The following is a 17,827-nucleotide window of genomic DNA, read 5'->3' as shown; positions in this document are numbered from 1 at the left end:
ACTGCCGTGATCGCGATGACCGCCATGACCGGTGCGGCCGCTGCGACCGCCCGTGCCGCACTTAAACTGCCCCCATGAAGCGCCCCGAGGAAGTCCAACGCAACCTGCAGCCCGTCGTGGAGTTGCGGGCCGAGGGCGCCTCGTTCGCTTATTCGGTTCGCGCGCCGCGCTCCAAGGGCGTGATTCCTCCCAGCTCCTACAAGAACAGCGGCTTCGTGACCTTGCCCGAGTGCCTGCGCGATGTGGCCAAGGCGCTGGGCGTCGACTTCAAGCGCATCTACGTGCGGCTCGATGGCCACTGCGTCGGCGAGCGCGACATCGTCGAGCTGCGCGTGGCGCCCGAGAAGGTCGCGGCCGAGTTGAAGACCGAGTGCGATGCGCTGAACGCGCTGCACATCAAGCCTGCCGCCATCTCCGCGCAGAAGAAGAGCGGGCCGGTGGCCGCCGAATAGGCCTTACACCGCGACGGCCGCGACGGCGTCGTCTTCTTCCGACCGGCGCATGCCGGCTTCCGCATGGAATACCGGCAGCACGAACTGCGCAATCTCTTCCATCGTTTCCGCAATCGGCCGCCGGTTGCGCCGCAGATGCAGACCCACGTGCTGCACGCCCGCCGCATGCAGCGCGGCCAGTTCGGCGATGAGCGCGTGGCGCCCCATGCGCCCGCCGAAGCGGTAGCGCTCCAGCGGCGCATCGGCATCGTCCGCCAGGTCGAGGTGGATGAAGCTCACGTAGGGCTTGTGCTCGCCCGCCAGCGCACGCCATTGCGCCGAACGCCGCGCGTGGTCTTCCGGCGTGCCGGGGTAGGCGAGGCAACCGTCCATGTGCGTGCCGATCCAGTCGGGCGTCTGCTGCGCGAGGCCGGCCACCAGCAGCGGCAGCGGGTGCGGCTGCGGACGCGGCAGCAGCGCGATGCCTTCGGGCAATGCGGACCTTTCTCCGGTACCCCAGTCGCGCACCATCGCCACCTGCTCCCGAAAGCGCTCGCCGCGCGAGGCGTAGTCGCGCCCGAAGATCGGGTACTCCACCGGCCGGTCGCCGCTCGCCACGCCCAGCATCAGCCGGCCATTGCTCAGGTGGTCGACCGTGGCGGCCGACTTCAGCGTGAGCACGGGTTCGCGCAGCGGCAGCACCACGGCGGCGGTGCCCAGCAAGATGCGCTCGGTCACGCCCGCCAGGTAGCCCAGGTAGCTGAACACCTCGAACACCTGCGCGGCATCGCCGAAGGCCGGGTCGTACAGCGGCACGTCGCGTGCCCACAGCGCGCGAAAGCCCAGCCGGTCGGCCAGCTTCGCCAGCGTGGCGTGCTGCGCGATGTCGGGCACGCCGAACGGCCGGCCTGCGGCACGGCGCGCGGTGTCGCCCGCGGGCGACCAGTCGTTGTCCAGCGGCAGTTCGAGCCCGATGCTCGGGCCGCTGCCGTTGGTGGCGACCAGCCGTTGAAGTGAGGTGGTGGTCATGCCGCAGCCACCTCGCGCAGCGTGCCGGCCATGCGCACGAAGTCGTGCCCGGCCGTCGTGTAGTAAGAGCGCGAGTGGCCGCCTTCGAAGTCGTCGACATGCACCACCGTGCCCTGGTCGGCCTCCTGCCACGAGAGCGCATAGAGCCCGGGGCCGAGCGCCTCGGCCTGGTAGCGCACCTCGGCCGTCGCGCCCTTGAAGGGGCCGGCCGTGACTTCGTAGCGCATCGTCTGGCCGTCGGCCGCGTAGATGTTCAGCGCGGTCATCGTCTCGCCGTAGCGCACTTCGAACGTGCGGCCGGCGAACGGCGGCAGGGTCTTGTCGTCGTTCATCGTGTGGCCTGCCGATCGATCAGTCCCACGCCGGCGCGAGGCCGGCCGGGTCGGTGAGGCGCTCGTTGCGCTCGAGCGCGGCGATCTGCGCCATCTCGGCGTCCGAGAGCTTCAGGTGCTGCGCCTTCAGGTTGCCCTGGAGGTTCGCGCGCTGGGTGGACGACGGAATCACCGCGTAGCCCAGCTGCATCGCCCAGGCCAGCGTGACCTGCGCGGTGGTGGCGTCGTGCGCCTTGGCAATCGCCTCGATCACCGGGTCGGCAATTACCTTGCCGTAGGCCAGCGTCATGTACGAGGTGATGTGAATGCCTTGGCTTTTGGCGAACTCGGCCACCTTGCGGTTCTGCAGGTACGGGTGCAGCTCGATCTGGTTGGTGGCGATGTTCTCCGCGCCCACGGCCGCAATCGCTTCCTTCATGAGCGCGATGTTGAAGTTCGACACGCCGATGCGCTTCGTGAGCCCCAGCGCCTTGGCCTCGGCCAGCGCGCCCATGAATTCGGCGACGGGCACGGCGTTGCCGGGCGAGGGCCAGTGGATGAGCGTGAGGTCGACGTGATCGGTGCGCAGCTTGGCGAGGCTCGCCTTCAGGCTGGGCACCAGCTTGTCCTTGGCGTAGTTGTCCGTCCAGATCTTGGTGGTGATGAACAGGTCTTTGCGCGCCACGCCGCTTTCGGCAATGGCTTGGCCCACCTCGGCCTCGTTGCCGTAGATCTGCGCCGTGTCGACCACGCGGTAGCCCACGTCCAGGCCGTTCTTCACCGAGTCGATCACCACCTGGCCCTTCAGGCGGAAGGTGCCGAGGCCGAAGGCGGGGATGGTGGCGTTGTTGTTCGTTGTCATGGCTGAGTTGTCCTTTGTGCGTTGAAAAAAAGAAAGACAGAAAGAAGAAGAAAGAAATCGGAAATCAGTGGCCGACCGGCACCGGCCCGGAAGCGCGAACCGGGATGCCCGCGCGGCGGTCCAGCGCGCCGCTCCAGTACGTGAGGCCCAGCGACACCAGCACCACCAGTGCGCCGATCCAGGGCGTGTGCATGAGGCCCAGGTGCGTCACGATCAGGCCGCCGGCCCAGGCTGCCAGGGCAATGCCCAGGTTGAAGGCCGCGATGTTCAGGCCCGAGGCCACATCGACCGCCTGCGGCGTGAAGCGTTCGGCTTGCTTGACCACATACACCTGCCGCCCCGGCACGTTGCCGAAGGCGACCGCGCCCCACATCAGCACGGCCACCAGTGCGGGCCACTTGTGCGGCGCCGCGAAGTTGAAGACCAGCAGCACCGCGGCCAGCAGCGCGAAGATGATCTTCAGCGCCGGCACCGGCCCCATGCGGTCGGCCAGCTTGCCGCCCCAGATGTTGCCCACCGCCACCGACACACCATAGACCAGCATCACCCAGCCCACCGAGCCGGCACTGAAGCCCGACACGTCGGTAAGGATCGGCGCGAGAAACGTGAACGGAATGAACGAGCCGCCGTAGCCGATGGCCGTCTTGGCATACACCAGCAAGAGGCGCGGCTCGGCCAGCACCTTGGCCTGCTGCGCGAGCGAGGCCGGCGGCGTGTGGCGGATGTTGTTGGGAATGAAGATCCAGCTGCCGATGAAGGCGATGACGCCCAGCGCGGACACGGCCAGGAAGGTCTCGCGCCAGCCGAAGTGCTGCCCGATGAACGTGCCCAGCGGCACGCCCGTGACCAGTGCCACCGTGAGCCCGGTGAACATGATCGCGATGGCGCTGGCCGCCTTTTCCTTGGGCACGAGGCCCGTGGCGATGGTCGAGCCGATCGAGAAGAACACCCCGTGCGCCAGGCCCGTGAGGATGCGCGCGGCCACCAGCGATTCATAGCTCGGTGCCTTCCACGCCAGCAGATTGCCGATCGTGAAGAGGGCCATGAGCCCAAGCAGCAGCGCCTTTCGCGGCAGCTTGCCCGTGAGGGCGGTGAGCACCGGCGCGCCGATGGCGACGCCCAGCGCGTAGAGGCTGACCAGAAGGCCGGCCGAGGGCAGGCCGATGCCCAGGTCAGCAGCGACCGTGGGGATGAGGCCAACGATGACGAACTCGGTCGTCCCGATGGCGAAGGCGCTGAGGGTCAGCGCGAGTAAGGCGATTGGCATGAGGCACTCCTGGATGGGTTAGGAGGAGTGTCTTGGGGATACCTTTGCGGATAAAGGGGTGATCTTGCAGAAGATAGTTGATTCGAACGCAACTATATCGACCTAGCTCAGAAGCCTTTAAGCGTCAATTTAGTGGAGATTGCCTCTAGAGCGGAATCAAAAATAGAGGATAGAGAAAGCTTTTATTTTTAAACTTCAGGAGCCGGAATCTAGCCAAGCTGGGGGGACTAGGGCTTTTGCTTTGCCTCTCCACTCTTCCACGGCATGAACATTTGGTAGGCCACCCCATACTTCTTCATCGGCGTGATCGAGAACAATAACCTGTAAGCGACCTTGAGCGAAATGTACCTCCGCATCTAGCAACGTGAATACCTTTCGCACAGCTGCTACGTCTTCCATGCGCCAATCCAAATCCTCTGCTGGTTCATTTTCTCGAACCACTCGCTTAACTGGGAAATAAACTTGGCTCGGTTGGTCATAAATGAGCAATCCGGGTACAGGATGGTGAGGCACCTCGAGAAAATATCGCTGCAGAGCAGTTGTGATCGCAATGTGGTAAGCAAGCCAATTGGCTCCGCTGCCAACCTCCCAAAGATAGACGTCTTTAGCACCGCGAATCACCTTGATGGTCAAATCGTTGATGATTAGTTTGATGGGATCGTTAGGCCATTCACCATCAAGTAATGGGATCAATTTGCCTGCAAAATTTTCAACGCGTTCGAGGGCATTCCTTAGTTTTCGAGCAGTCTCGTGCTCGGCGATAGCACGTTGCAGTTCTGCGATCTGATCACGAAGAACTTTTACCTCGGTTATTAGTTCTCCGGATTGATCCGCTTTGTCGTAAAGCCTCAATGCTTCTTCTAATCGGCCGAGAAATCGATCCAATCGATCCTGTGACGCCGCGGCATCTTGGACTTGTTTCGATTGAATTTCGAGTAGGCGAGTTTCTCCGCGTACACCGTTGAGTTCGTCGAGCACAGATTGGGTTGCTTGGCGTTGGCGAATTGTTTCTCTTCCAACAGTTTCATTCATGACTGGGTGAGAGCGTAATTGCACTTCGATTCCGTTCAGCGCTTCGCATAAATGAGCAATTTGCTCTCTCGCACTTCCCGTGAGAGCAAAAACAGGGTCTTGCTCGACTTCGGATAATTCGCGAATCCACGTCGAGAGAGAGAGCCGGTCGCGTTGAACGCGCATTGCCGATCCGTACTCGTCGCTGCTTTCTTCAAGGCGGCGGAGCTCTTGCAACCTTTGTCTATGCTCAGACAATTTTATTGAAAGATTAGTTTCTTCCGCTCGCAATATTGCTAGGCGCTCTAAAACCGTGTCAAACCCCTCGAGCGTAGGCAGCGCGCTTTTGGGATCGACGCGCGCAATTTGCCGGAGATTTTCTACGATACCCGACCAGTCGAAAGGAATAAGATGGCCCGATGGCAGGAGCCCATATTCAATTGCTTGGCGGATCCATGCCTGACCTTCACGCTGCCAAGCCGAGCCTGCTGCATCGAGTGCTCTCAGGTCAGCTTCTTTGCGCTTTAACAAGCGAAATAGATGGTCGATCTGGTGTTTAGCCTCTAGGATCTCGGCGGTTACAGTACCAAGAACATAGGGGAAAATTGTTTTTAGTTTTTCTCGATGCTCAGTCGTATCTGCCTTGAAAAACATTACGTCCGGATTCGCGACTATGTTTTGCGGCTGGAACGTAAAAGCCATAAGATCGCGAAAACTTGGCCTACTCTTGTATCCTATATCGGTTCCAGGTTCGAAGCTGAGATTGGGTAATCCAGCTAATCGATTTAATGCTGATTTGACAATATCGACGTTCGTATTTTTATTGTCTATACGATGCGGTATCTCAACAAAATCAGCTTCTGCAAGAAACATTTCGCCCGTAGATTGCGCGTCGCCCGGTTCTCGTCTTGCTAAAAGTTTTTGCCCCTCAATGGTGTCAATCACAATGCCAAACCAAGCACACGACTCACGAATTACCCCTACAGGAATTCCGCACCTATCGGATCCTAAGCAGTAGTCAATGATTGGGATAACGGCAGATTTTCCTGTTTTTGAAGCGCCGCTAATGACGTTGACTTTCCCCGCTTCGAAATGAACTAGGCGAGGATCAAGTCCCTCGCTGCGCGGCCACAATATGACTTTACGAATTTGGAAGTACATCAGAAATCAATCCTGAGCGTTCGAGCAATTTGTTGATCGGGAATTATGGAAAACCAATGCCCTAATTTTTCTGTGGCGGCACCGATCCATTTGATTCGCTCTGGGAGTTTGGGTTTGAGTGATCGACCCTCGAGACTATTGGCTCGCAGTTTTGCGGTTTCGTAGTTGATGGTGAGGAGTCTCGTCGATGCGCCAACCGCGATGGAATTGAGCGTCAGTGTTCTTAAATGCAGAGCTCGATTGTGTACCGCTAGTAGATTTTCCCGTTGTTCCCCAAGCTTCTCCGCAAACAGCGCCAAGCCTGATGCCTTAAGAGTGCTTCCAATGAGTTCTCTTGTCTCTTGATGAAGCACGAGAGGCAATACGATAAATGCTAAAGGAAGACTAGGACGTTCCGCCCGCTCCGCTTGGTAGGAGATTCCAAAATTCCATAGTGCAAATGCGCCCAGCGCTGGATTTTGAATTAATGCAGTTTCACTGAGTGGACGCAAGTTTGTTCTGGGCATCAGGCTTTACCTCAAAAGATCTTTGTAGCGAGGGTGCCAGCCAAGCAATTGTTGATCGGCTAGCACGTTGAAGCTGCCATGACAAAAATGCAAAGGAACCTCACGGCCTTCGAGTGCTTGTTGAATCCTCGTGCATTGGTTATAGGTAATTCTTCCTCTGCTGGCTTCAGGCTTTTCACTATGAACTTCCGCAACTTCCGAGCGAATGGAGTTGTAGTGTCTTAAAAGACCTTGATCCCATTCGTCAAAGCTGCCTTCATATACTGCGCCTCTCGTTGCCCATTCAGTCTTCGTGGCACGCGTCCTTAAATAGTCACTTACAGCGCGCATTTGCTGGTCGGGAGGTGTCTGGATGAGATCTAATTGCTGAACAAAGCACGGCCGAGAACTGAATAAATATTGAACCTCTGCGGAGGGCGGTTCTTCGGCAAACGAGGTTAGAAGACCAGGGAGATTGTTTTTTTGTACGAATGCGTGGAATTGTTTGCGAAATTCGGAGGCCGATACGAGTGCCTGCTTTTTTTCACGCAATAACTTATTTGCTTGCTCTTGTGCTATTCCAATCGCAGATGCACATATCTGATCCAGAACGTTTGCTGGTGTAGTTGGTTTTAGAAGCTCTCTAAGAGCTTCTATAGGATCGTCATGGGCACTTACAACGCGCATATTGATCACGATGGCTCGCCTAATCGCTTCGTCCGCATTAAGAAAAACATTCACGTGATCAATGCAGTCCGGCAAGCTCTTTCGCAGTTTGAGCTTGTTTGTCACGTCTGCAGTTAAAGCCATCACGTCAGCCGCATTTTTTGCCTCGTGAAAGCGAGTTGATATTTTTCCGGTTTTGATGGGCGTTACATAAATTTGATAATAGGCTGCTTTGCAATTTATAGTGCCGTTTTGGGCGTCAGCAACCCAGTTTGCTACAGTTTTCCAAAGATCCTTTGACCAGTCAGCCAAGGCATTATGGCTAAGTGCACTTTTTGACTGTTCGAGCAATGTTGTTCCGTCTGCATAATGCACGGCAACATCATCTAAATGCTCGATTGATACCGATGCCGTTTCCGGGCAAGAAAGTAGGTGATAGCAGAGACGAACTGGTTGCAGCGCAAAGCCTAGGTAAGGCCCCGGTGCGCTATGTTTGGCGCTATCAGTCATTTATTCACTCCTCCAACGGGATTGCGGGTAATCATATGCTGCGATTCGTAACTGCGTACTTTTAATCTGGCTTCTTAGGGGGATTCCATAATTGCAATCTTTATTTTTTGGAGTGTTTTCCGACGCAGTATCAAGTGGCATGACCCTTGGATTCGCCTTGCTTGCGCGAGTGAACCATCGTGGAATGCATTGAGGGCATCAAGGCTGCCATCGTTATCTGGTCGATATACTGCGAGCCGTCGCGCGCGTAGCGCGACCGGGTTTGGAAGCCCGTCGAAGTTCTGCGACGAAAGCCGCAGTCACCGCAACATGGTCTGCGGCTTTTCTGTTTGCGCCTCCAGTTTTGGCGGCTCGAACGGGAAGGCGCAAGCCTTGCCGGTTCTCGTCAGAGCTTCCCGGTCTTCCAACCCGTTCGAGCTGCCGCCACCGTTTGGAAGCGGGTGCGGCGGTTGTTGCAAACCGAAGTTCTGGGAGGCCACACATGGCTGAATCTGCATCCGCATCCGCGCAAACTCGCGCCCATCTCACACCCGAGTCCACCCTCGACACCCTCGCAATCCAAACCTGCGACGACGCCGAAAACCTCAACGAGGTCCTCCTCGCCTACGCCGCGTTCGAAAAGCTCATCGAAACCGGCGCCCCGAACGACAGCGAGGCGCTCGCCCCCACACGCAGCGAACTGAGCGCCTTGCTCAGCCTGATCAACGAAGCGCTCGTGGCGCGCATCGGCGCCGTCAACGCAGCGGCTGGCGACGTTCGCCGGGCGCTGCAAGGCGGCAGCACAATCGGCGTCGGCAGCAACAGCCTCCTGCCCTCGGCGACGTAAGTAAGTAAGCGCCGGGCCGCCGGTGAGCCCGGCGGCCTTTTTCGTTCTTTCGCTCTTTCCGTCTCCCTGTCTTTTCGCCAGCGTTCGCCGGCTGTCTTCCACCTCAGCGCCCGGCCACTCGCGCGCCATCTGCCCCAGACCGGCGAGTGAGCGCCGAAGGACGAGCGTCAAGCAGCTGTTGCGGCCGACGACGTCGAGCCTGTGCTCCGACAGTCGTCCAAAAAATATTTCGCACCCCCGCATCCAAACGCCCACCTGGCGTGTAGTTCCCTTCAGCAGCGAGGCGCTGCTGACCCTCTACAACCCAGGAGTAATTCCATGCACACCACCCGTTCGATCGCCGTCCTCGGCGCCATCTCCGCAGCCGCCGCCGTGCTCACCGCCTGCGGCTCGATGTCGATGGCCCCGGCCTTCAACCAGTCCAGCCTGCCGCCCACCATCCAGGTCCCGGCCGGCAACAAGGTCGCCATGGAAACCGTCGGCGTGGGCGACATCACCTACGAATGCCGCGACAAGGCCAACACACCCGGCGCGACCGAGTGGGTGTTCGTCGGCCCCGATGCGAAGCTGAACGACCGCAGCGGCAAGCAGGTCGGCAAGTACTACGGCCCGCCGGCCACCTGGGAGTCGATGGACGGCTCCAAGCTCACCGCCACGCAGCTGGCCGTCGCGCCCTCGGGTCCGACCAGTCTGCCGTTCCAGCTCGTGAAGGCCAACCCGGCCGTGGGCTCGGGCGCGATGTCCGGCGTCACCTACATCCAGCGTGTCGCCCTGCAAGGCGGCGTGGCACCGGCGGCCGTGCCCTGCACGCCCGCCACCAAGGGCCAGAAGCAGGTCGTGAAGTACCAGGCCGACTACATCTTCTACAAGGCGTCCTGATGATCCGGGGGTGAATCCGCGGCGCGGCGCGCCGGCTCCACTACGATGGGGCCGCCCACCACCCGCCGCCGACCTTGTCGCCCCCCACATCCACCGTCCCCTTCGACTACGACGCCGCGCTCATGGCCTGCGCCCGCGGCGACCGTCTGGCGTTGCAGCAGCTCTACCAGCGCGAGAGCCGCTACCTGATGGGCGTGGCGCTGCGCATCGTGCGCCAGCGCCAGCAGGCCGAAGACGTGCTGCACGACGCCTTCATCAGCATCTGGCAACGGGCGGCGAGCTTCAACCCCGCGCTCGGCGAAGGCCGGGGCTGGGTCTACAGCGTGGTGCGCCACGCCGCGCTGAACATGGTGCGCAGCGGCGCGCGGCAGGTGAGCCTGGACGAAGACGAAGCCGTTGCGGTCGACGACCAGGCCTCGCTCGCGGCGTATGCGGCCGTAAGCGATCCGTTCGAGCTGCGCGCTGATCTCGGCCGGCTGCACGGCTGCCTCTCGGGGCTGGAGCCGGCGCGGCGCGATTGCATCCTCTATGCGTACGTCGAAGGCTGCTCGCATGGCGAAATCGCCGAGCGGCTGCAGACGCCGCTGGGCACGGTGAAGGCCTGGATCCAGCGCGGCATGCGCGCGCTGCGGGAGTGCATGGCATGAGCGCCGCTGAAGACAAAGACACGGACGACACCAACGACACCAACGACATCGACGGGCTCGCGGGCCAGTACGTGCTGGGCACGCTCTCGGCCACCGCACGCGCGGCGGTCGAAGTGCGCATGCGCAACGGCGAGCCGGCGCTGCGCGAAGCGGTGCGCGCGTGGGAGGCGCGGCTGCAGCCGCTCACCGCGCTGGCGGAGCCGGCCGATCCGTCGCCGTCGCTCTGGACGCGCATCGAGCGCAGCGTCGATGGGCTGGGCAAGGCCTCGAAGGCGCAGGCCGCGGGCGCTGTCGGCTGGTGGAACAACCTCAAGCTCTGGCGCGGGCTGGCCGCGGGCGGCTTCGCCACGGCGGCGCTGCTGTTGGCGGTGGTCGTCACGCGCGTCGCGGCGCCGCCGGCCACGCAGTACATGGTGGTGCTGGTCGCGCCCGAGAACAAGTCGCCCGGCTGGGTGATCCAGGCCAATTCGTCGCGCCAGCTGAACCTCGTGCCGCTGGGCACCTTCGAGGTGCCGCCGCAGAAGACGCTGCAGTTCTGGACCAAGGCTGACCAGTGGCGCGGGCCGGTGTCGCTCGGCCTCGTGAAGCAACAGGGCCAGACGCTGCGCATCCCCATCGACAAGCTCCCCCCGCTGGAGCCCAACCAGCTCTTCGAGCTGACGCTGGAGCCCGAGAACGGCTCGCCGATCGACCGGCCGACCGGGCCGATCCAGTTCATCGGGCGCGCGGTCAAGGTGATGTAGCCGAGCGAAGGGCCGGCCCGGGTGTGAAAAGCCAGTTTGCAACTGGCTTGCAATTGAGCCGAACGCGACGCCAAGAATTTAACGGCGCGACGCCCATCGCCTGACCGGCGCAGGCGGTTGCCGGCAATCGGCGCACAGATACTGGACGCGACGTCGCAAGCAGCCCCATGGACATCGCCTCGCAGTCTCCGCATGGCGCGCGTTCATGGTTTTTTTTTTGACTCCCGGATCGTCCGAACCCGTCCAGTCCGCATGAGGCTGGCGGTTCGCGCCGATCGTGCAAATCCATCCATGACCGACACACCTAAACCACAGCCCCCGCGGGCGGAAGCTCCCGCCGTCCCCACCCCCGACGCGAACGAAATGACCGTGCGCAAACTGGCCGCCAAGCTGCAATCGCAGCAGGTCGCGCACCAGGCGCAGGTCGCGGTGCTCACGAAGAAGCTCGACGAATGCAGGGATCGCTACGCGCGGCAAGGCGCACTGCTTTCCAACCAGATCGCCACGATCCTGGAGCGCATCGACGCCATCAGGCGGTCGCTGTCCCAGCCCGGCAAGACCTGATCGGGCGAATCGCTTCGCCCGTCGCCCGTTGCGCCGCGAGAGGCGGATGGCGGCGCAACGGGCGCTGAAGATAATCGGGCCATGATCGCCCTCGACTGCTACTACAGCCTCTCTTCCCCCTGGGCCTACCTCGGCGGCCCGCAACTGCAGGACATCGTGCGCCGCCACCATGTGCAGCTCACGCTCAAGCCCTACGACTTCCAGGCCGTGGTGCCGCAGACCGGCGGCATCCCGCTGAAGACGCGCCCCGAGCCGCGCCGCACGTACCACGCGCTGGAGCTTGCGCGCTGGAGCGACTACCTCGGCATGCCGATGAACCTGGCGCCCGCGCACTACCCGAAGGGCGCGCCGACCGATCCGAACTGGAACAAGTACGCCGGCTGGATGGTGATCGCAGCCCAGCTGCAGGGGCTCGATGCGCAGCCGCTCTCGCACGCGCTGCTGCGCGCGCTCTGGGCCGAGGAGCGCGACACCTCGCAGGCCGAGGTGCGCATCGCAGTCGCCGAGGAGAACGGCTACGACGGTGCCTCGCTGCAGGCGCTGGAGCAGATGGCCGACACGCTGGCGGTGTACCGCGCGAACAGCGCGGAGGCGGTGGAGGCGGGCGTGTTCGGCGCGCCGACGTTCATCCTGGGCGGCGAGCGGTTCTGGGGACAGGACCGGTTGGACTTTCTCGATCGGGCGCTGGACAAGCTGCGCGTGGCCAGCGGCGGATAATCCCCCCATGCGAATCCGCTTTACCAAGATGCAGGGAGCCGGCAACGATTTCGTCGTGCTGGACGAAACGCGCGGCACGCTGGGCCTCACGGCCGCGCAATACCGCTTCCTGGCCGACCGCCATTTCGGCGTCGGCGCCGACCAGATCCTCACCGTGCGGCCTTCGCCCGCGGAGGGCATCGACTTCCAGTACGTGATCCACAACGCCGACGGCGGCGAGGTCGAGCAGTGCGGCAACGGCGCGCGCTGCTTCATGCGCTTCGTGAGCGAACACAAGCTCACCGAGAAGACCGAAGTGCGGGTGCAGACGCTGGCCGGCATCATCCAGCCGCGCATGGGCGCCGACGGCCGCGTGACGGTCGACATGGGCGCCCCCATCTTCGAGGCCGCGCGCGTGCCCTTCGACACCGCCGGGCTCGATGCGCAGCCCGACGGCGCGTGGGAAAAGTGGCACCTCGCCCTGGGCACCCGGGCCGGCAGCGCCATCGTGTCGGTCGCGGTGCTCTCGATGGGCAATCCGCACGCGGTGCAGGTGGTGGACGACGTGGAGACGGCGCCCGTGGCCGAGCAGGGCCCGCAGATCGAGCACCACCCGCGCTTTCCGCAGCGGGTGAACGCGGGCTTCATGCAGGTGGTGGACCGCTCGCACATCAAGCTGCGCGTGTTCGAGCGCGGCGCCGGCGAAACGCTGGCCTGCGGCACGGGCGCCTGCGCGGCAGTGGTGGCGGGCATCCGTCTGGGGCTCCTGGACCGACGCGTCGACGTGCAGACGCACGGCGGCATCCTCACGATCGAATGGCAGGGCGAGGGCCAGCCGGTGCTCATGACGGGCCCGGCCACGACGGTGTTCGAGGGCGACATCGACGTACCCGACGTACCCGACGTGCCCGAAATCTCGGAACAGCCATGACCAACTCCACACACGACAACGACGCCATGAACCCGATCACCGAAGACGACATCGCCAACTACCTGGCGAACACGCCCGACTTCTTCGAGCGCCATGCCCAGTTGCTGGCGCAGGTGCAGCTCACCAGCCCGCACGGCAACCGCGCCGTGAGCCTGCAGGAGCGCCAGGCCGAGATGCTGCGCGAGAAGATCAAGGCGCTGGAGCATCGCCTGATGGACATGGTGCGCCACGGCACCGAGAACGTGGTCATCGCCGACCGCCTGCAGCGCTGGACCAACGGCCTCCTCACCACGCGCGACCCGCGCAGCCTGCCGTACCGCATCGCAGTCGATCTGCAGTCGCTGTTCCTGGTGCCGCAGACGGCCATCAAGGTGTGGGACTGCAGCAGCGAATACCTGAACGAGGCCTATGCCCAGTGGGTGAGCGACGACGTGAAGGCGCTGGCCACCTCGCTCACTTCGCCGTACTGCGGCCTGAACTCGGGCTTCGAAGCGGCCAACTGGCTGCCCGAGCCGGCTGCCGCGATGTCGATCGCGCTGATTCCGCTGCGCGCCGATGCCGAATCGCCGGCCTTCGGCCTCCTGGTGCTGGCGTCGCCCGACGCGCAGCGCTTCAATGCCGAGATGGGCACCGACTTTCTGGAGCGCATCGCCGAGCTGGCCTCGGGCGGGCTCTCGCGGCTGCGTCCTTGAACCGGCCGCGCTGGCTTCGGCGGCCGTGGCAGGTCGCGCTGTTCGGCGGCCTCCTGGCTCTGGCGCTGGCCTATGCGGCGATCGGCGCCGTCATCTGGCAGCGCGCCGACAAGGTGCTGGACAACCCGCCGCAAAGGCCCGCCGATGCGGCGCTGATCCTGGGGAGCCGCGCCTACCTGGACGGCAAGCCGAACCCCTGCCTCACGGGGCGCGTCGACACGGCCATCGCCCTGGCCAAGGCCGGCGGGGTAAAGCAACTCGTGTTCAGCGGCGGTGTCGACAAGGAAGACGGGCGCATCGAAGCCGACGTGATGCACGCGCACGCACTGGGCCTGGGTTTTGCGGGGCCGATGCTGCTGGAGCCCGCATCGACTTCCACGCGGCTGAATCTTTCGCTCTCGCGTCCGTTGCTGCAGGCGGCCGGGGTGCGCAGCGTGGTCATCGTGTCGGAGCCGTATCACCTGTGGCGCATCGAGCGGCTGGTGCGCATGAGCGGTTTCGACCAGACCTTCGACGTGCAGTACGCGGCCGCATCGACCTCGTGCTGGCGCCGCTGGGGCATGTTGTTCAAGGGTGCATTGCGCGAGCCGGCGGCGATCATCAACAATGCCGCCCATGGCTACTTGTTTTAGCTCTCCCCCAGGCTTGGCGCACTTCGTGTCGCTTCTCCTTACCCCTCGCCGGGGGCACTGCCAGCGGCCCGGCAAAGCCGGTTCCGCGGTATTGCGCGTACAGGCATCCATTTGAGCGAGATGGACCCGATCGAAAAATACCTGGCGCATGTGCGCGTGGAGCGCCGGCTCGCGGCGCGCACGCTCGAGCTCTACGCCTTTCACCTGCAGGCGCTCCGGGAGAACGCGGCCGAGGCCGGGTTGCCGCTGGACCGCGTGCAGACCGCCCACATCCGCCGCTGGATGGCCAGGCTGCACAGCGCCGGGCGCGAGCCGCGCGGCATCGCGCTGGTGCTGTCGTGCTGGCGCAGCTTCTACCGCTGGCTCGGGCATGAAGGGCTGATCGGCTTCAACCCGGTGCAGGACGTGCACGCCCCCAAGGCCGGCCGCCCGCTGCCGAAGGCGCTCGGCGTGGACGATGCGGTGCGCCTGGCCGAGCTGCACGACGAAGACGCCGACCCGTGGACCGAGGCGCGCGACCGCGCCATCGTCGAGCTGCTCTACGGCTGCGGCCTGCGGGTGAGCGAACTCACGGGGCTCGATGCGCAGGCGAGCAACACGGCGCTCGGCTGGGTCGATCTCGATGCGAAGGAGGCCAACGTGCTCGGCAAGGGCAGCAAGCGCCGCATCGTGCCGGTGGGCGGCAAGGCGGCCGAGGCGCTGCAGGAATGGCTCGACGTGCGCGGCGACCGACCCGCGCCCGCACTCTTCATCAGCGCCAAGGGCGCGCGGATGTCGCCGCAGGCGGTGTGGAAGCTGCTGCGCGAACGCAGCCTGAAGGCCGGCCTCGCGGCGCCCGTGCATCCGCACATGCTGCGGCATTCGTTCGCGAGCCACGTGCTGCAATCGAGCAGCGACCTGCGCGCGGTGCAGGAGCTGCTGGGCCACGCCAACATCGCGACCACGCAGGTCTATACGCGGCTGGATTTCCAGCATCTGGCGAAGGTCTATGACGCGGCACATCCGCGCGCGCAGGCGCGCCCCGAGGCTCCGCGTGCCAAGGCCCGGACCGATAAAGACAAATAAGCAAGCAAGCAAGTAAAAAATGAAAACCCTTCGCCTCAAACCCGGCAAAGAGCGCTCGATGCAGCGCCGCCATCCCTGGGTCTTCGAATCCGCCATCGCGCGCGGCGGTGCCGACTCGGGCGAGACGGTGCGCGTGGAATCCCATGACGGCGCGTTCCTCGCGTGGGCGGCGTTCAGCCCGATTTCCAAGATCCGCGCGCGGGCTTGGAGCTTCGTGGAAACGCAGCGCATCGACGCGGCGTTCCTCGCCTCGGTGTGCGAGCGCGCCGTGCGCGCACGCGGCCTCTTCGACCTGCAGAGCGATGGCGTGCGGCTGGTGCATGGCGAGGCCGATGGGCTGCCGGGGCTGATCGTCGATCGCTACGGCGACACCTTGGTCGCGCAATTTCTCTCGGCCGGCGTCGAGCGATGGAAGGACGCGCTGGCCGATGCGCTGCTGAAGGCCACGGGCCTCACCAGGCTCTATGAGCGCTCCGACGCCAGCGGCCGCGAGCGCGAGGGCCTGAAGCCGGTCACGGGCTGGCTGCGCGGGGAGGGCGCCACCGCGATCACGATCCGCGAGCACGACTGGAAACTGTCGCTCGACATCGCGACCGGGCACAAGACCGGCTTCTATCTCGACCAGCGCGACAGCCGCCAGCGCTTTGCCGAGCTGGCGAAGCACCGGCGATTCAGGCGCGTGCTCAATTGCTTTTGCTACACGGGCGGCTTCACCGTCGCGGCGCTGGCGGGGTTGAAGGCCGCGGGCGCGCTGGAAGGCGCCGAGCTGGTGTCGGTCGATTCGTCGCAGCCGGCGCTGAATTTCGCGCGCGCCAACATCGCGCTCAACGGCTTCGGCGGCGAGGGCTCGGGCGTGAAGACCGAGTTTCTGGACGCCAACGTGAACACCGTGCTGCGCGAGTTCATCGACCAGGGCCGCACCTTCGACGCGATCGTGCTCGACCCGCCGAAGTTCGCGCCCACGGCGGCGCATGCCGAGCGCGCGGCGCGTGCCTACAAGGACATCAACCGGCTCGCGCTCAAGATCCTGGAGCCGGGCGGCGTGCTGCTGACGTTTTCGTGCTCGGGCGGCATCGGTGCCGACCTGTTCCACAAGATCGTGGCCTCGGCCGGGCTGGACGCGAACGTCGACGGTTACATCAGCGAGCGCCTGGGCGCGGCGCCCGACCATCCGATGACCATCGAGTTCCCCGAAGGGGAATACCTCAAGGGCCTGGTGGTGGTGCGCAAACCCCTCTGAAAAGGCCGCTTGACCCCTTCGCCAACGCAACTCAGTGGCATTGGCTAAACTGCCCGCCAATCCCCCGATTCCCTGTTTTTCCGCTTCCGGAGCACTCCTCATGGCCCTCATTCCCGCGACCATCCTCACCGGCTTTCTCGGCTCGGGCAAAACCACGCTGCTCAAGCGCATCCTGACCGAGGCCCATGGCCAGAAGATCGCGGTCATCGAGAACGAGTTCGGCGAAGAGAACATCGACAGCGACATCCTGGTGACCGAATCCAAGGAGCAGATCATCCAGATGAGCAACGGCTGCGTCTGCTGCACCATCCGCGAAGACCTGCGCGAAGCGCTGCAGCTCTTGGCCGCCAAGAAGCGCCAGGGCCTGCTGGATTTCGATCGCGTGGTGATCGAGACCACGGGCCTGGCAGACCCCGGCCCGGTGGCGCAGACCTTCTTCATGGACGACGAGATCGCCGAGAGCTACCTGCTCGATTCGATCCTCACGCTGGTGGACGCCAAGCACGCGCCCCAGCAGCTGAACGATCGCCAGGAAGCACGCCGCCAGGTGGGCTTTGCCGACCAGATCTTCATCAGCAAGAGCGAGCTGGTGTCGGCCGAGGAGACCGAGGCGCTCATCCATCGCCTGAAGCACATGAACCCGCGCGCGCCGCAGCAGAAGGCGCATTTCGGCGACGTGCCGCTCAAGGACATCTTCGACCTGCGCGGCTTCAACCTGAACGCCAAGCTGGACATCGACCCCGACTTCCTGAAGGAAGAAGAGGCGCATGACCACCACGATCATGATCATGCGCATGGCGAGGCTTGCGACCATCCCTCGCACAAGCACGAAGGCCACGGCCACCACCATCACATCGACGACGACGTCAAGAGCTTCGTCTACAAGGCCGACCGCGCGTTCGACCCGGCCAAGCTGGAAGACTTCCTGGGCGCCATCGTCAACATCTACGGCCCGCGCATGCTGCGCTACAAGGGCGTGCTGCACATGAAGGGCACCGAGCGCAAGGTGATCTTCCAGGGCGTGCACCAGCTGATGGGCAGCGACCTGGGCCCGGAGTGGGGCAAGGACGAGAACCGCCAGAGCCGCATGGTGTTCATCGGCATCGAGCTGCCGCGCGAAATTCTCGAGCAGGGACTGGAGCAGTGCCTGGTCTGACGGCCGCCTGCTGATCCATGAAA

Annotated in this window: 20 protein-coding genes; 13 read left to right on the top strand and 7 right to left on the bottom strand. The window is 63.4% G+C overall.

Features of this window, described 5'->3' with window-relative positions; genetic code table 11:
- Positions 1 to 74: 74 nt before the first annotated feature.
- Positions 75 to 452, top strand: coding sequence for a hypothetical protein (locus BM133_RS28120; protein ID WP_093441429.1), 378 nt, complete (start codon positions 75 to 77; stop codon positions 450 to 452).
- Positions 453 to 455: 3 nt separating this feature from the next.
- Here BM133_RS28120 and BM133_RS28115 read toward each other — a convergent pair whose 3' ends face one another.
- The 7 genes from BM133_RS28115 to BM133_RS34900 all read right to left on the bottom strand — a co-directional run bounded on the left by BM133_RS28115 (position 456) and on the right by BM133_RS34900 (position 7,733).
- Positions 456 to 1,460 (bottom strand): TIGR03571 family LLM class oxidoreductase, encoded by a 1,005-nt coding sequence (locus tag BM133_RS28115; RefSeq protein WP_093441426.1) that lies wholly within the window; start codon positions 1,458 to 1,460, stop codon positions 456 to 458.
- Complete coding sequence (locus tag BM133_RS28110; protein WP_093441423.1) at positions 1,457 to 1,792, bottom strand: MoaF-related domain-containing protein; 336 nt, start codon at positions 1,790 to 1,792, stop codon at positions 1,457 to 1,459. Before BM133_RS28110 ends, BM133_RS28115 begins: the two co-directional genes overlap by 4 nt.
- 19 nt (positions 1,793 to 1,811) lie before the next feature.
- Positions 1,812 to 2,633 carry a 2,5-didehydrogluconate reductase DkgB gene (dkgB, locus tag BM133_RS28105; RefSeq protein ID WP_093441421.1) on the bottom strand — a complete coding sequence of 274 codons (822 nt, stop codon included), beginning with the start codon at positions 2,631 to 2,633 and terminating at the stop codon, positions 1,812 to 1,814.
- A gap of 64 nt (positions 2,634 to 2,697) precedes the next feature.
- Positions 2,698 to 3,900 (bottom strand): MFS transporter, encoded by a 1,203-nt coding sequence (locus tag BM133_RS28100; protein WP_093441418.1) that lies wholly within the window; start codon positions 3,898 to 3,900, stop codon positions 2,698 to 2,700.
- A gap of 195 nt (positions 3,901 to 4,095) precedes the next feature.
- Positions 4,096 to 6,072: a DUF3732 domain-containing protein gene (locus BM133_RS28095; protein ID WP_093441416.1), complete on the bottom strand. Its 1,977-nt coding sequence runs from the start codon at positions 6,070 to 6,072 to the stop codon at positions 4,096 to 4,098.
- Complete coding sequence (locus BM133_RS34905) at positions 6,072 to 6,578, bottom strand: three component ABC system middle component (protein WP_143100231.1); 507 nt, start codon at positions 6,576 to 6,578, stop codon at positions 6,072 to 6,074. The genes BM133_RS28095 and BM133_RS34905 overlap by 1 nt, the downstream gene beginning before the upstream one ends.
- Positions 6,579 to 6,584: 6 nt before the next feature.
- Positions 6,585 to 7,733, bottom strand: a complete 1,149-nt coding sequence (locus tag BM133_RS34900; protein ID WP_143100230.1) for an ABC-three component system protein — start codon at positions 7,731 to 7,733, stop codon at positions 6,585 to 6,587.
- A 481-nt stretch (positions 7,734 to 8,214) separates the two neighbouring features.
- Between BM133_RS34900 and BM133_RS28090 the strand changes: the two genes are divergently transcribed.
- The 12 genes from BM133_RS28090 to BM133_RS28035 all read left to right on the top strand — a co-directional run bounded on the left by BM133_RS28090 (position 8,215) and on the right by BM133_RS28035 (position 17,804).
- A complete protein-coding gene (locus BM133_RS28090; RefSeq protein ID WP_093441413.1) occupies positions 8,215 to 8,559 on the top strand; it encodes a hypothetical protein in 345 nt (114 codons plus the stop codon).
- 318 nt (positions 8,560 to 8,877) lie between these two features.
- Entirely contained in the window at positions 8,878 to 9,438 is a 561-nt protein-coding gene (locus BM133_RS28085) for a DUF3455 domain-containing protein (RefSeq protein ID WP_093441410.1), read from the top strand.
- 122 nt (positions 9,439 to 9,560) lie between these two features.
- Entirely contained in the window at positions 9,561 to 10,085 is a 525-nt protein-coding gene (locus BM133_RS28080; RefSeq protein WP_371286364.1) for a sigma-70 family RNA polymerase sigma factor, read from the top strand.
- Complete coding sequence (locus BM133_RS28075; RefSeq protein ID WP_093441405.1) at positions 10,082 to 10,828, top strand: anti-sigma factor; 747 nt, start codon at positions 10,082 to 10,084, stop codon at positions 10,826 to 10,828. The genes BM133_RS28080 and BM133_RS28075 overlap by 4 nt, the downstream gene beginning before the upstream one ends.
- 363 nt (positions 10,829 to 11,191) lie before the next feature.
- A complete protein-coding gene (locus tag BM133_RS28070) occupies positions 11,192 to 11,392 on the top strand; it encodes a hypothetical protein (RefSeq protein ID WP_093441403.1) in 201 nt (66 codons plus the stop codon).
- An 81-nt stretch (positions 11,393 to 11,473) separates the two neighbouring features.
- Positions 11,474 to 12,109: a 2-hydroxychromene-2-carboxylate isomerase gene (locus tag BM133_RS28065; RefSeq protein ID WP_093441400.1), complete on the top strand. Its 636-nt coding sequence runs from the start codon at positions 11,474 to 11,476 to the stop codon at positions 12,107 to 12,109.
- Between the two features lie 7 nt (positions 12,110 to 12,116).
- A complete protein-coding gene (gene dapF, locus BM133_RS28060; protein WP_093441398.1) occupies positions 12,117 to 13,019 on the top strand; it encodes a diaminopimelate epimerase in 903 nt (300 codons plus the stop codon).
- Entirely contained in the window at positions 13,016 to 13,711 is a 696-nt protein-coding gene (locus BM133_RS28055) for a DUF484 family protein (RefSeq protein ID WP_093441395.1), read from the top strand. The genes dapF and BM133_RS28055 overlap by 4 nt, the downstream gene beginning before the upstream one ends.
- Positions 13,708 to 14,343, top strand: coding sequence for a YdcF family protein (locus BM133_RS28050; RefSeq protein WP_093441393.1), 636 nt, complete (start codon positions 13,708 to 13,710; stop codon positions 14,341 to 14,343). Before BM133_RS28055 ends, BM133_RS28050 begins: the two co-directional genes overlap by 4 nt.
- Positions 14,344 to 14,463: 120 nt before the next feature.
- A complete protein-coding gene (locus tag BM133_RS28045; RefSeq protein WP_093441389.1) occupies positions 14,464 to 15,408 on the top strand; it encodes a tyrosine recombinase XerC in 945 nt (314 codons plus the stop codon).
- 19 nt (positions 15,409 to 15,427) lie between these two features.
- The gene (locus BM133_RS28040; RefSeq protein WP_093441386.1) at positions 15,428 to 16,648 is read left to right on the top strand and encodes a class I SAM-dependent rRNA methyltransferase; all 1,221 of its coding nucleotides are present in this window, start codon (positions 15,428 to 15,430) and stop codon (positions 16,646 to 16,648) included.
- 100 nt (positions 16,649 to 16,748) lie between these two features.
- Positions 16,749 to 17,804 carry a CobW family GTP-binding protein gene (locus BM133_RS28035; RefSeq protein ID WP_093441384.1) on the top strand — a complete coding sequence of 352 codons (1,056 nt, stop codon included), beginning with the start codon at positions 16,749 to 16,751 and terminating at the stop codon, positions 17,802 to 17,804.
- The last annotated feature ends 23 nt before the right edge of the window (positions 17,805 to 17,827 follow it).

This window comes from Variovorax sp. 770b2 (assembly GCF_900115685.1).
Classification (GTDB): Bacteria; Pseudomonadota; Gammaproteobacteria; order Burkholderiales; family Burkholderiaceae_C; genus Variovorax.
This window is presented reverse-complemented; position numbering and strand designations above follow the sequence as displayed.

Bases quoted from the DNA above. Each gene is read 5' to 3' on its own strand.
- BM133_RS28120 (WP_093441429.1), top strand. From the start codon at position 75: ATGAAGCGCCCCGAGGAAGTCCAACGCAACCTGCAGCCCGTCGTGGAG.
- BM133_RS28115 (WP_093441426.1), bottom strand. From the start codon at position 1,460: ATGACCACCACCTCACTTCAACGGCTGGTCGCCACCAACGGCAGCGGC.
- BM133_RS28110 (WP_093441423.1), bottom strand. From the start codon at position 1,792: ATGAACGACGACAAGACCCTGCCGCCGTTCGCCGGCCGCACGTTCGAA.
- dkgB (WP_093441421.1), bottom strand. From the start codon at position 2,633: ATGACAACGAACAACAACGCCACCATCCCCGCCTTCGGCCTCGGCACC.
- BM133_RS28100 (WP_093441418.1), bottom strand. From the start codon at position 3,900: ATGCCAATCGCCTTACTCGCGCTGACCCTCAGCGCCTTCGCCATCGGG.
- BM133_RS28095 (WP_093441416.1), bottom strand. From the start codon at position 6,072: ATGTACTTCCAAATTCGTAAAGTCATATTGTGGCCGCGCAGCGAGGGA.
- BM133_RS34905 (WP_143100231.1), bottom strand. From the start codon at position 6,578: ATGCCCAGAACAAACTTGCGTCCACTCAGTGAAACTGCATTAATTCAA.
- BM133_RS34900 (WP_143100230.1), bottom strand. From the start codon at position 7,733: ATGACTGATAGCGCCAAACATAGCGCACCGGGGCCTTACCTAGGCTTT.
- BM133_RS28090 (WP_093441413.1), top strand. From the start codon at position 8,215: ATGGCTGAATCTGCATCCGCATCCGCGCAAACTCGCGCCCATCTCACA.
- BM133_RS28085 (WP_093441410.1), top strand. From the start codon at position 8,878: ATGCACACCACCCGTTCGATCGCCGTCCTCGGCGCCATCTCCGCAGCC.
- BM133_RS28080 (WP_371286364.1), top strand. From the start codon at position 9,561: ATGGCCTGCGCCCGCGGCGACCGTCTGGCGTTGCAGCAGCTCTACCAG.
- BM133_RS28075 (WP_093441405.1), top strand. From the start codon at position 10,082: ATGAGCGCCGCTGAAGACAAAGACACGGACGACACCAACGACACCAAC.
- BM133_RS28070 (WP_093441403.1), top strand. From the start codon at position 11,192: ATGACCGTGCGCAAACTGGCCGCCAAGCTGCAATCGCAGCAGGTCGCG.
- BM133_RS28065 (WP_093441400.1), top strand. From the start codon at position 11,474: ATGATCGCCCTCGACTGCTACTACAGCCTCTCTTCCCCCTGGGCCTAC.
- dapF (WP_093441398.1), top strand. From the start codon at position 12,117: ATGCGAATCCGCTTTACCAAGATGCAGGGAGCCGGCAACGATTTCGTC.
- BM133_RS28055 (WP_093441395.1), top strand. From the start codon at position 13,016: ATGACCAACTCCACACACGACAACGACGCCATGAACCCGATCACCGAA.
- BM133_RS28045 (WP_093441389.1), top strand. From the start codon at position 14,464: ATGGACCCGATCGAAAAATACCTGGCGCATGTGCGCGTGGAGCGCCGG.
- BM133_RS28040 (WP_093441386.1), top strand. From the start codon at position 15,428: ATGAAAACCCTTCGCCTCAAACCCGGCAAAGAGCGCTCGATGCAGCGC.
- BM133_RS28035 (WP_093441384.1), top strand. From the start codon at position 16,749: ATGGCCCTCATTCCCGCGACCATCCTCACCGGCTTTCTCGGCTCGGGC.